At 45.9% G+C, this 13,772-nt stretch carries 8 protein-coding genes; 4 read left to right on the forward strand and 4 right to left on the reverse strand.

Translation table 11 applies throughout. The features are described 5' to 3' along the window. Positions 1-4: 4 nt before the first annotated feature. The 4 genes from B7P33_RS09280 to B7P33_RS09295 all read right to left on the reverse strand — a co-directional run bounded on the left by B7P33_RS09280 (position 5) and on the right by B7P33_RS09295 (position 7,570). On the reverse strand, positions 5-4,324 hold the full coding sequence (locus tag B7P33_RS09280; RefSeq protein ID WP_097441690.1) for a CusA/CzcA family heavy metal efflux RND transporter: 4,320 nt from the start codon (positions 4,322-4,324) through the stop codon (positions 5-7). Between the two features lie 65 nt (positions 4,325-4,389). Continuing rightward, positions 4,390-4,782, reverse strand: a complete 393-nt coding sequence (locus B7P33_RS09285; RefSeq protein WP_141402433.1) for a hypothetical protein — start codon at positions 4,780-4,782, stop codon at positions 4,390-4,392. An 86-nt stretch (positions 4,783-4,868) separates the two neighbouring features. Continuing rightward, entirely contained in the window at positions 4,869-6,212 is a 1,344-nt protein-coding gene (locus tag B7P33_RS09290) for a sensor histidine kinase (RefSeq protein ID WP_097441692.1), read from the reverse strand. Beyond that, positions 6,209-7,570: a sigma-54-dependent transcriptional regulator gene (locus B7P33_RS09295; RefSeq protein ID WP_097441693.1), complete on the reverse strand. Its 1,362-nt coding sequence runs from the start codon at positions 7,568-7,570 to the stop codon at positions 6,209-6,211. The genes B7P33_RS09290 and B7P33_RS09295 overlap by 4 nt, the downstream gene beginning before the upstream one ends. A gap of 248 nt (positions 7,571-7,818) precedes the next feature. Here B7P33_RS09295 and B7P33_RS09300 point away from each other — a divergent pair, with 248 nt between their 5' ends. From B7P33_RS09300 to B7P33_RS09315, 4 genes are all read left to right on the forward strand, one after another. After that, entirely contained in the window at positions 7,819-9,168 is a 1,350-nt protein-coding gene (locus B7P33_RS09300; protein ID WP_097441694.1) for a TolC family protein, read from the forward strand. 45 nt (positions 9,169-9,213) lie between these two features. Beyond that, complete coding sequence (locus B7P33_RS09305; protein WP_097441695.1) at positions 9,214-10,464, forward strand: efflux RND transporter periplasmic adaptor subunit; 1,251 nt, start codon at positions 9,214-9,216, stop codon at positions 10,462-10,464. A 119-nt stretch (positions 10,465-10,583) separates the two neighbouring features. Then, positions 10,584-11,279: an ABC transporter ATP-binding protein gene (locus B7P33_RS09310; protein WP_097441696.1), complete on the forward strand. Its 696-nt coding sequence runs from the start codon at positions 10,584-10,586 to the stop codon at positions 11,277-11,279. A gap of 79 nt (positions 11,280-11,358) precedes the next feature. Further along, complete coding sequence (locus B7P33_RS09315; RefSeq protein WP_097441697.1) at positions 11,359-13,767, forward strand: ABC transporter permease; 2,409 nt, start codon at positions 11,359-11,361, stop codon at positions 13,765-13,767. Positions 13,768-13,772 lie beyond the last annotated feature (5 nt).

Raw genomic sequence — 13,772 nt, forward strand, 5'->3', positions numbered from 1 at the left:
TTATTTAGAGTGATGGATAGTTTAAATGGATAACGGCCTTATTATAGGCATGTAAGGCATCTAGATAGGCCAGCCTAAGCCGTTGGGCTTTATGTAGGGTCTGCAAATACTGTAAATAATCGAGTTCGCCATTCTTATAGCCCATTTCGGCCGATAGATACAATTGGTTCGATAGCTCCAAGCCTTCCGACTCGTAATAGGCCAGGGCCTCGGAATGTTTTCGAAACTCGGCCAACAATTCCTTTTTTCGCGCTTTTATTTCCAAACTATGCTTTTCGAATAGGGCCTGTTGCGCCAGCTCTACCCGTTTGGCGGCCTTGATCCGACCACTTTGCGCATGGAAGAACAGTGGAAACTTAATGCCCAATTGAAAACCATTGATCGTACCCTCCAAACTCGAATTCGATCCTTGGAAATAGGTCGCGTTAAGATCGGGCAACAGGGCCTGTTGCGACAATCTTCGGGCACTGACCGCCATGGTGTTATTTACGCGCAACCGGTCGGTTTCGTGGGTAAACCCAAAAGACACCGTATCTACCGCCAGTCTAACATAGGCACCCCGTTCCGCCAAGCCAAATTCGTAGGTCGGTGCCAAGGTCGACAAATGCCGTACTACCTTTTCCAGTTCATGGGTTTGGGCTTTTTGTGTCATTTGTATTTCCCGGGCCTCGGCCTTGGCGGTCAATTGTTCGAGATAATTCGACTCGCCCAATTCAAACTTCCGTTTGGCGGCATGGGCAAAATCGGAGTACAGACTGTCCAATAGATTAAAGACCTGTAATCGGGCCTGTACATAGCCCCATTCGTCATACCCTAGGTAAAGGGCCCTGCGCCATTCCTTCTCCTGAAGGCTCTTATCGATTTCCTTTTCCCGTAACTGTTGACCCAAATATTTCGATTGTCCAAAAAAGCGGGTTGGGAAGGGAATTTCCTGTCCCACCCCCCAAACTTGTAAAGGTTGGTTATTGGGGCCTAGGTTGTTTTGGTCTTCGCCCCAATACAGCTCCGTTTTCCCTAGATCAAAGGCGGTGGCCCGTAAAGCTTTTGTTTGTTGTAGCTCAAGCTCGGCGATTTCCAAACCTTTATACGAACGTAGACCATGGGCCAACAAAGAATCGAGAACCCGATCTTGTTGCTGGGCCCCGCCCATAAAAGGCACGAATGCCAACAGTAATAAAGTGGCCTTTTGGGGATTCAAACGCATTTTTTGTCCTTTATGAAAATAGGCGTACAACACAGGTAATACAAAAAGGGTAAGCAAGGTGGCCGTAAACAAGCCGCCAATGACCACTGTGGCCAAAGGCTGTTGTACCTCTGCCCCGGCACTGGTAGAGACCGCCATGGGCAAAAAGCCCAAAGCCGCCGCCGTAGCCGTTAGCAAAACCGCCCGTAACCGATCTTTGGCACCTGTGACGATCCAACCTTCCGATCTATCGGCATCTTTCTTCAATACCTTAAAATGTTCGATCATTACGATACCGTTCAATACGGCGATACCGAAAAGGGCGATAAACCCGACGCCTGCCGAAATACTAAAAGGCATATCGCGAAACCAGAGCAACAGAATGCCCCCAACCGCGGCCAAGGGGATGGCCGAGTAGACCAAAATGGCATCGCGAACCGAACCAAAGGCGAAATAGAGAAAGATAAAAATGAGCAATAGGGCCACGGGTACCGCAATTTTCAAACGATCCTTTGCCGATTGTAAATTCTCGAACTGCCCCCCGTATTGCACCGAATAGCCCACAGGTAGCTCTACCTCCGATTCAATACGCGCCTTTACATCGTCTACCACCGATTGAAGGTCACGGTTTCTCACATTTACACCGATTACGGCCCTACGGCGGGTATCGTCCCTCGAAATCTGGGCTGCCCCACTACTATAACTTATAGAAGCCAATTGGGCCAACGGCACTTGGCTACCATTGGGTAAAGGCACATAAAGCCGTTTCAGGTCTTCTATATCGGTGCGCCCTTGATATGGAATACGCACCACCAAATCGAAGCGTTTTTCGCCCTCAAACACTACGCCGCTAGCCTTTCCGGCAAAACCCATGGCGATCAGATCATTGATCTCACCAATGGAAACCCCGAAGCGTGCCAACTTTTTTCGGTCGAAGGAAACCCGCATTTGGGGTAAACCTTCTATTTTTTCGACCGAAATATCGGCTGCACCGGGTATGTTGGCAATGGCTTGCCCTATGGCCTCGGCCTTGTTGGCCAACACCTGTAAATCTTCCCCAAAAAGTTTGATGGCTATATCGGCCCGTACCCCGGTTATCAATTCATTAAAGCGCATTTCTATAGGCTGGGTAAATTCGACTTCCATGTCGGGCATTTGTTCTTCCAAAGCCCGTTTAAAGGCATCGGCCAGTCCATCTTTGGTATCGGCGGTGGTCCAAGTACCAGGGTCGTTCAACGTAATGATAATGTCGCTTTCTTCCATAGACATGGGATCGGTAGGTACTTCGGCCGCCCCGATACGGGTCACTACCTGATCTACCTCCGGAAAGCGCTCTAAAAGTAATTTTTCAATTTGGGTGGTAATTTCGGTAGTCTTGGCCAAGGAGGTACCGGTAGGCAGTACGGGCTGTATTACAAAATCGCCCTCGTCCAAGGTGGGCATGAACTCGCCCCCCATACGTGAAAAAATTCCTATTGAGACCACTAACAAAAGTGCTCCAACGGCCAAAACTTTCACTTTATGGGCCAAGGCCTTTTCCAGACCTATCACATATTTGGCTTCCAAAAAACGCATCAACCGGGCCGAAATTCCTTTTGGATTGGGTGTAACGGGTTTTAAAATCAAAGAGGCGGCCACCGGAACATAGGTCAGGCATAAAAGCATGGCCCCGATCAGGGCGAACCCAAAGGTTAGGGCCATAGGTTTGAACATTTTCCCCTCTACTCCCGATAGTGAAAGTATGGGTATGAATACGATTAATATGATCCACTGCCCAAAAATGGCCGAACCCATCATTTTCTGGGCCCCTTCAACGGCCATTTTTTTGCGTTCTAAACGAGCGGCTTGGGGCTGTAAATGGGCCATGCTATCGACCCGTTGGGCCATTTGGAAAGAGATAAACTCAACAATGATAACGGCCCCATCTATAATGATCCCGAAATCAATGGCCCCCAAACTCATTAGGTTGGCATCGACCCCAAAAATGTACATCAGCCCTAAGGCGAACAATAGAGACAAAGGAATTACCGATGCCACCAACAGACCCGAACGCCAATTCCCCAACAAGAGTATGACCACGAAAATGACGATCAAACACCCTAAGATCAGGTTTTCTTTTACCGTATCGGTGGTCTTGGCAATAAGTTCGCTTCGGTCTAAAAAGCCGTTGATATATACCCCTTCGGGCAGGGTCTTACCAATCTCTGCCACACGTGCCTTAACCGCTTCAATAACCTGGTTCGAATTGGCATCTTTTAACATCATAACCTGACCCAATACCTTTTCACCCTCACCATTCGCGGTAATGGCCCCAAAGCGGGTGGCGTGTCCGTAGCCGACTTTGGCCACATCATTGATATACACGGGTCGGTTCTCGAGGTTCTTAACGACTATAGCTCCAATATCCTCCAAAGAACCCGCCAAGCCTTCACTTCGAATAAAGTAGGCCTGTTCCTCTTTTTCGATATAACCCCCACCAGCTACCTGATTATTCTCTTCCAAGGCCCGAAATACCTCGTGGGCCGTAATATCCAACGCTCGTAGTTTGGCGGGATCTAAGGCCACCTCGTACTGTTTTAAAAAACCGCCCCAGGTGTTTACCTCGACTACCCCCGGAATGCCGGACAACTGCCTTTTTACTACCCAATCTTGTATCGTCCGGAGTTCCGTGGGCGAATATTTATGGGCAAATTCCGGTCGAACATCTAGGGTGTATTGATAAATTTCGCCTAAACCGGTACTAATAGGTCCCATTTCGGGTTTGCCAAAGCCTTCCGGAATGTTCTCCTGGGCCGATTGGATCTTTTCGGCGATCAATTGGCGGGGTAAATAGGTGCCCATCTTATCTTCGAAAACAATGGTAACCACCGAAAGCCCGAATTTAGATACGGAGCGGATTTCCTTAACCCCGGGCAAATTTGCCATTTCCAATTCTACCGCATAGGTAATGAACTGTTCCATATCTTGGGTAGAGAGGTTTCTGGAGGTGGTAATTACCTGAACTTGGTTATTGGTAATGTCGGGTACGGCACCTATGGGAATTCGACTTAGGGCATACAGACCGAAAACAATTATGGCCACGGTACCCAAAAGCACCAATATCCGATGCCGGATACTGGCTTTTATGATAGCTGATAACATACGAATTTGATTATGTCAAAAATGCCTTCCCCAAGGGGAAGAATTAGATAACCGGAAACAGTATGTTAGGCTTTGGGAGGCTGGAAAATACCTCGAGGTTCGAAAAGTGAATGCAGATTCTCGTAGCTAAATATCTTGGTTCGCTGTTCCATAAGCACCAAACGTGGCCTTTCCATTTCTAAAAAAGGGGCTGTTAATGCCAGTTCGGCTACATGGGTCGCTTTTTGGAAAGGCAAGGCCCCATGTTGCTCTTTTTCTTCTTGATGGTTCTTTTCGTGATCTTCCTTTTGTTCTCCGTAATGCTTAGATAAAAAGGTTAAAAAATCGTCTCCATAGGTTTGTTGGTGGAATCGGGCATGCTCTACCAATTCATTGAATTGAATTATGTCACGGGCCCCAACACCAAGCGCCTGAAGCAGTACCAAATTTGCCAAGAGTATGTGAAACATGCGTAACATCTCTCGAAATTAGGGAAAATAGGTGATGCAGAAACCTCAGACCCACAAATTTAGGTTTGGTCTAAATAGATTGGGAACCATGGCCCTTATGGAAAAAACAAAGTAAATCTAGTGCCCTTGCCCAATACCGAATACACTTTGATGGTACCGCCATGTAAGTGCATAATCTGTCTCGACAGGCTTAAGCCAATACCCGACCCCCCTTCTTTGGTCGTAAAGAAAGGCACAAAGATCTCGTCGAGTAATTCGGGGGCAATACCGGGGCCATTGTCCAACACCGAAACAAAGGTGCCGCCATCTTCCGTTTTACCCGCACTAAGTTTTAGCTCGCCATCGGGTTGCCCGTTTAGGGCCTGTAGGGCATTTTTACATAAGTTAATCAATACCAGGGCCATCTGTTTGCCATCGATGAACAAGGTCAGGTCTTCGGGTTCGCAATCTACGGTAAACCGTAATTGCTCGTTCATATCGGGCACTAGTAAGGTCTTGATGTCGGTTAGCAAAATAGAGGCTTTAACCAAGACCTTATCAGGCTTGGGCAGGTTTAAAAAGTTTCGGTACGATTGCACGAACTCCATCAAGTTTTGCCCTTGCATTTTTATTACCCCTAGGCCTTTTACGGTATTGCGCCATTGATCCGAACTTAACTCTACGGACGTCTCCCCCGTTTCGGGAAAGTACTTCATTATGGATTCCGAGATCGAGGTTATCGGGGTAATGGTGTTCATAATCTCGTGGGTTAGCACCCGGATCAAGCGTACCCAAGAATCGGTTTCCTTCTCGTCCAATTCTTGATGGATGTCCTGGGCCACGACCAACAATAACTCATCGTGGTTCAAGGCCAATTGGGTAGCCTTAAGTGAAATCTGTTTCTTGCCCCTTTCGTTACTGAGCTGCACCAATTTTCGTTTAAAAACTTGATTACCCTCGAACAGGGCATAGAGCTTTTCGTCTACCTGTTTTAGTTGTTTAATATGGTTCAACGGATGGTAATCGAGTAGCCCTTCTATGGTACTATTGGCAAAAAGGATATGGCCTTTTTTATTGATGGTCATAATGCCTATATCGGCCTGTTTTATGATTTCTTCATAATACTGCTCTTGGGCCTGCTTTTTTAAATGGATGTCTTGGATCATGGCATTGACCCGATTCAGGCTATGGTTAAGCTCTTCCAGAGACTTAACACTGAGCTTCTCAGGAAATCGTAAACTAAAATCCTCATTTTTTAGGGCATCGAAGAAATAGGCGATCTTTCGGTTGGTCTGGTTTACATACCGAATCAGGTAATACGATTGTACCACCAGGGCGAATAAGAAAAGAAAGGCTTGAATGTATTGGCCATCAAAATATAAATAAGCCGCCAGTACCGCCGAGACCACGATAAACAAAATACGGCCAATAAGCTGCAGATAAATATGCCTACTGATCATGTCCCTTTTTTGATTTTGTTATATAAGGTCTGTCGCGATATACCCAGTTCGTCCGCCGCTGCGGAATAATTGCCCCCATGACGGTCGAGGGCGGTTTGGATCATTAACCACTCCATCTCCTCCAAAGTCCTTGGCGACCCCGTACTTGGGTTGGCAGCTTTGTTGCTCAACAAAAAATCATCGGGTTTCAAAACTTTACCCTCTCCCAAGATTACCGCCCTTTCCAAGGTATGCAATAATTCGCGAATGTTTCCGGGCCAAGGATAAGCCATTAACTTTTCTTGGGCCGCTTGATTTATACGTAACCCCGACTTCCCATATTTGTTCATATAACGGCTCAAAAAGAACTCTGCCAAGACCAAGATATCATCGCCTCGGTCGCGCAGTGCCGGTACTTTTATCTGGATCGTGTTGATACGGTAGAGGAGATCTTCGCGAAACAGGCCATCGGCTACCATTTGTTCCAGGTCACAATTGGTGGCGCACACCAACCGAATGTCTACCGGTATAGGCTTGTTGGAACCTACCCTAACGATTTCCTTTTTCTGAATGGCCGATAAAAGCTTGGCCTGGGTCTGTAGCGAAAGATTACCGATCTCATCTAAAAAGAGGGTGCCGCCTTGGGCCGCCTCAAACTTACCGGCCCTATCTTCCTTGGCATCGGTAAAGGCCCCTTTGGTATGCCCGAACAATTCGCTTTCGAACAGACTCTCGGTCACCGCGCCCATATCCACACCAATGAATATTTCATCTTTACGGCCCGAACTAAGGTGCAATTCGCGGGCAATGAGCTCCTTACCAGTACCATTTTCACCAGTAATGAGCACATTGACATCGGTTTTGGCCACTTTATGCACCAAGTTCATCACTTGGTTCAGGGCCTTGGAGTTCCCTACGATAAAATCGTTTCCCTTATTGATATGTTGTTTGAGGGAATGCTGTTTTTTCTTTAAGGAGTCTATTTCTTTTTTAGAATTGCGCAAGGCCAAGGCCGACTTGACCGTAGCCAAAAGCTTATCGTTATTCCAAGGTTTTAAGATAAAATCGGCGGCGCCCTCTTTTAAGGCCTGAACGGCCAAATCGACCGCACCGTAGGCTGTCATCATTATTACCGAGGTCTCAGGACTCTTCTTGCGGATCTCACGTAACCAAAACAGACCCTCATTCCCACTGTTTACCCCGGCCGAAAAATTCATATCCAACAAAACGATATCATAACTCGCCAAATTAGGATAAGACGAAATTTGGTTGGGATTGGAAATGGTATTGACCTCACTATATTCGAATTGCAATAAGATTTCCAAGGCGCTTAACACGCTCTTGTTGTCGTCTACCACTAAAATTTTTGCCGCTACCATATTAGTTGTCGAATGTCAAAAGTCAAATGTCGAAAGCCTTTTAAGTACAAGGCCAAGAACATTGAACTAAAACTACATCATCGGAACATGTCAATCAAACCACTGTAAAATTATTTGACACTTAGTGTACAACTTTTTTACACCACATACAGGGTCAGCACTAAAATACAGCCGTCAATTACCTCATTTTGTGCTGTTTACGGTTTTTGGCACGGCTATAGCTAACATTCTGGCATAGCATCAAAAAAATGAAGCATTACCTGATTTTTATTTTATCCCTCTCTCTTTTGGCACTGCAAAGCTTACAGGCCCAAAAGAAATGGAACTTGGACGAATGTATCGCCTATGCCCTGGAGCACAATCTACAGTTGAACGATTTTGACCTGACCGAAGACTCCAATAAGGAAACCTACAGACAATCGGTTCGGGAATTGTTGCCCACGGTAAATGGAGCTACCAATTACAACATCAATTATGGTAGGTCGGTAGACCCGGACGACAACTCGTTTATCAATACCGATTTCTTTTCGAACAATTACTCCATCGGCGCTTCGGTAGATCTTTTCCGCGGGTTTCAAAAAATGAACGCCATCAAAGCTTCTAAGTTTTTGTACCTAGCTGCCCAAGAAGATTTGGTGCAACAGAAGTACCTCTTGGCCTTTCGGGTAATGTCTGCCTATTACGACATTCACTTTTTTCAGGGTATGGTCACCAACTCCAAAGAACAATTAGGTATTTCGGAAGCCAATTACGCCTTAGTTGAAAAACAAGTGGAACTCGGCCTAAAAGCCGGGGCCGATCTTTATGAGGCCGAATCGTTATTGCTAACCGATCAACTCACCCTGACCCAAAATGAAAATGCCTTGGAAACGGCGGTCTTGGTATTAAGTCGGGAAATGAATCTGACCGATACCGCTGACTTGGAATTGACACCTTATCTAGAAACCGCCCAAAAACTGGATACCGTTCAGAATCTGGACAAAGAAGACGTTTTCGAAACCGCCATGGGCTTTGTACCCATGATCCAAGCCCAAAAACACCGCCTGGCCGCTGCCAAAAAAAGCCTGGCACAGGCCCGGGGTAGCCTATCGCCAACCCTAGCCCTGAATGCCGGCTGGCAAACCGGGTATTTTGAGACCCGTACCGATTCGGAAACCGGTGAGGTGTTGCCTTTCAAGAACCAATTTAAAGATAATGCCAATAGTTATGTAGGCGCCTCTTTAAATATTCCCATTAGTAACCGCTGGTCGCGACGGTCTCAGGTAAAGCAGCAAAAAATAGCCTTGGAAAGGGCCAAGAACCAAATGGACGTTCAAGAACAAGAGCTATACAATATCGTACAAAAATTGGTGCAGGACCATCGCTCGTTCAGTGATCAGTTGGCCCAAAGCTATAAACAAATGGAATCTCAGGAACTGGCCTTTACCATTGCACAAAAACGCTACGAAAAAGGCCTTATCAACGCACTAGAGCTTACCCAGGCGAAAAACCTTTTTGCCAATGCGCAGAACGAAAACCTTCAGGTGCGTCTGAGAAAAATAGTAAACCAAAGTACCTTGGACTTCTATAGGGGGGTCTCTGAATTGAATATTAACTAGAAAGAAAGATTTCCACCTTCGCGGAAATGTAAAGACAATATATATATGGACATACAATTAGAAAAGAAGAAAGGTATTAAACCGAAGCAGATAGCCTATATCGTAATTGGGGCGTTGCTACTTTTCCTTGGCTATAAAATGGCCTTCGGCAATTCATTGGCCACCTTTCGTACCGATGCCGATAAAATATCGATAGCAACGGTCAATCCCGGAAAATTTGATGACTACATTACTATAAATGGCAACGTAGCCCCGATCTCCACTATTTTTATGGATGCCTATGAAGGGGGCCGGGTTACCGAAAAACTAATAGAAGAAGGAGCCACGGTTAAAAAAGGGGACATTATCTTAAAGTTAGAGAATATGAACCTGTATGAGCAGATCTTGGCCAGTGAAAGTAATTTGGCCTTAAAACAGAACGATCTTCGTTCTACCAAACTCACCTTCGATTCGCGTCAGGTAGAAGGAAAAAAAGCCCTGGCTACGGCCTATTACGACCTGCAACGCCTAAAGCGTAGTTTTGAACAAAATCAAGAACTTTTTGACGAAGAGTTGGTTTCCAAGGAAGTGTATCTTACCTCCAAAGAAGATTACGAACTTTCCCAAAAACAATACGAAATCGTAAAACTACAGACCGAACAAGACGACGAGATGCGCAAAACCTCCTTGGCCGGTCTTGATACCGACCTAAGTCGCATGCAAAAAACCCTGGGCATGGTATACCAGCGCTTAGATCATTTGAACGTGAGGGCGCCCGCCGACGGACAATTGGGCTTTTTAGATGCCGAAATCGGACAAAACATTAGCCAAGGCCAGCGTATTGGCCAAATCAATGTATTAACCGACTATAAAATCGAAGCCGAAATAGATGAACATTATATAGACCGGGTAAAACGTGATCTTACCGCTAGTTTCGAACGCAATGGTGAAACCTTTGAACTACGGTTGCGCAAGGTGTACCCTGAAGTAAGGAACGGCAGGTTTAAGGTAGACCTGGTTTTTACCGATGCCAAACCCGAAACCATTAGGACCGGCCAGAGCTATAATATTAAATTGCAGTTGGGCGCCTCTTCGGATGCTTTGTTATTACCCAAAGGGAGCTTTTTCCAAAGTACGGGCGGTCAATGGATATTCGTGTTGAACCCGAACGGTAACGAAGCCATAAAAAGGCCTATTCGCGTGGGTAAACAAAACTCTAGGTATTACGAGGTTATGGAAGGCTTGGAAGCCGGCGAAAAAGTAATCACCTCAAACTATGAAACCTTTGGTGAGGCCGAACGTATCGTATTAAAATAGAGGCCCCTCCCCTAAATCCCCTCCCCAAAGGGGTGGGGACTTGAAAAAAAAGCATACGTAACAAAATAAGATGAGCACCATCTTTAAACAAAAAGAAGAAACATAAAAAACGAAATAGCATGATAACTATAAAGAACCTTAAAAAGAGCTTTAGGACCGAGGAGGTAGAGACCCTGGCCCTTAACAATGTGAACCTAACCGTAGAAGAAGGGGAGTTTGCCGCTATTATGGGCCCTTCGGGATGTGGTAAATCTACTTTATTGAACATTATAGGTATGTTGGACAACCCCACCGAAGGTAGCTACAACTTTGCCGGGCACGAAGTAGCCGGACTTAAAGAAAGTCAGCGTACCCAATTGCGTAAAGGAAACTTGGGCTTCGTTTTCCAAAGCTTTAATCTTATCGACGAACTTACCGTTTACGAAAATGTTGAACTGCCATTGATCTATCTGAAAATGAGTAAGGCCGAACGTAAGCAAAAAGTACGCGAGGTATTGGAACGCATGAAGATCGCCCATCGCGAAAAGCATTTTCCACAGCAGTTATCGGGCGGACAACAACAAAGGGTGGCTATCTCTAGGGCCGTAGTAACCAACCCCAAACTAATTTTGGCCGATGAGCCTACCGGTAACCTAGATTCCAAAAACGGAATCGAGGTCATGAACCTACTTACCGAACTTAACCAAGAAGGGGCCACCATTGTTATGGTAACCCACTCTGACCGCGATTCGCACTATGCCCATAGGGTTATAAACCTATTCGACGGACAGATTGTAACCGAAAGTAAAAACAGGGCCGTGGGCGCTGCTTTATAAGAGTTTATTCATCAATCAATCACAATCAGACCTGACAGGTTTTAGAAACCTGTCAGGTCTGAAAAACGAAACGAAAACCATGTTAAAAAACCATTTCAAGATCGCCTGGCGAAACCTGTTGAAAAACAAAGGGTATTCTTTGATCAATATCGGCGGATTGGCCATCGGTATGGCCGTGGCCCTGCTCATTGGGCTATGGATCGAAGACGAACTTACCTATAACGATTATTTCAAGCATAAAGACCAAATCGCACAGATATACCAGAACCAGACTTGGAATGGAAATGTGGGTACGGGGCCAGCCTTACCGCGACCGTTGGAGAAAGCCCTTAGGAATCAATATGCCGACAATTTCACCCATATTGTCATGAGTTCTTGGGAAGACACCCAATACCTCGAATACAAAGACACCAAAATTCAGCGCGACGGTAATTTTATGCAGGCCGGTGCACCGGAAATGCTGGACCTCCAAATTCTACAAGGGGAAAAGAACGGCATTAACGACCCCAATTCGATCATGCTGGGCGAATCTACCGCCAAAGCCCTCTTCGGAGACGAAGACCCCATCGGTAAAATTGTCGATTTCAATAGTGCCTACCCGGTAACCGTAACCGCGGTTTATGCAGACATCCCCTTTAACAACAGCTTTAATTCCATGCAGTTTTTGGCCTCATGGGAGAAGTATGTAAGTGAACGCCAATGGGTTCAGAATGCCGAAAACTCTTGGGGTAACAACTCTTTTCAAGTCTTTGTGCAATTAGCCGATAATTTGACTATGGAACAGGTTACCACCAAGATTATCGACATTAAAAAAGAGGCGAACGAAGATACCCGCGAATTCAACCCAGAATTGTTCTTACACCCCATGAAAAACTGGTATCTGTATGGCAATTTTGAAGACGGCAAAGCTGCTGGGGGGCGTATTACCTATGTGCGTATGTTCGGTATTATCGGTATTATCGTGTTGTTGTTGGCCTGTATCAATTTTATGAACCTAAGCACAGCCCGTTCCGAAAAAAGGGCCAAGGAGGTAGGTATCCGAAAATCGATAGGTTCGCAACGTGGCCAATTGATCAGTCAGTTTTTGGGTGAATCGTTTTTAATTACCCTCTTCGCCTTTGTAATGGCCATAGGGTTGGTCTTTATCTCATTGGATGGCTTTAACGAATTGGCCCGAAAAGAGGTGGCTTTCCCCTGGAACAATCCGATCTTTTGGGTTGTTTCGGCCCTATTTATACTATTTACCACACTGCTTTCGGGAAGTTATCCCGCTCTATATCTTTCCTCTTTTAAACCCGTAGAGGTTTTAAAAGGCACCTTCGTTTCACGAAAAAAAGGGGTGGGACCCCGGCAAATCTTGGTGGTAATCCAATTTACCGCCTCGGTTGCCTTTATTATCGGTACCCTGATCGTTCTGCAACAAATTAACCATACCAAAAACAGGCCCGTAGGTTATGAACGTGAAGGCCTGATTCAAATACCGGCCTTTAGTAGTGATTTTTACGGAAAACAAGATCTTCTCCGTGAGGAATTCAAAAAAACCGGAGCCGTATTGGAAGTGGCTACTTCAAGTGCCCCAACTACTAGCATTTGGTCTAACCGATCGGGCTTTACCTGGGATGGCAAACCCCAAGATCTACAAGAAGATGTGGCCTGGACCGAGGTTTCCGTCGAATATGCCCAAACCCTAAACCTAAATGTTATCGAAGGGCGCGATTTTTCTAGGGAATTCGCTTCAGATTCAACTGCCATCCTCATAAACAAAACAGCGGTAAAACATATGGGGCTTACCAACCCGGTTGGCACCATTATTAGGGAAGAAGACCCGGATCCAGAAGACCCTGACCCTACCATTCTCAAAATAATCGGTGTGGTCGACGATGTTATCGCACAATCGCCTTACGAACCCGTAAAACAAGGTTGGTATGTTTTTAATACCGATCCGTATTACAGTTACTTGAACCTGCGATTGAATCCAGAGAAAAGCGCAACGGAAAACTTAGCTGCCATTGAAAGGGTTTTCTTGGAACATTTCCCCGACCTACCCTTCAACTACCAGTTCGTAGATGAGCAATATGCCCGTAAATTCAGGGCCGAGGAACGGGTAGCCAGTTTGGCCGGAATCTTTACCGCCTTAGCTATTTTTATCAGTTGTTTGGGCTTGTTGGGATTGGCTTCCTTCGTGGCAGAACAACGTACCAAGGAAATAGGGGTGCGTAAAGTTTTGGGGGCTTCTATTCTCAATGTCTGGAATATGCTTTCGAAAGATTTCGTAAGGTTGGTGATCATCTCCTGTTTGATCGCAGTACCTATAGCCTATTTTTTAATGAGCCGTTGGCTGCAGGATTACACCTATCGCATAGATATTTCTATTTGGACCTTTCTAATGGCCGGTTTGGGAGCCCTGGCCATTACGCTACTGACCGTTAGTTTCCAGGCGATAAAAGCCGCAAGAACGAACCCTGTCAAAAGTTTACGTACGGAATAGCCCCC

This window comes from Sediminicola luteus (assembly GCF_002514735.1).
Classification (GTDB): Bacteria; Bacteroidota; Bacteroidia; order Flavobacteriales; family Flavobacteriaceae; genus HQA918.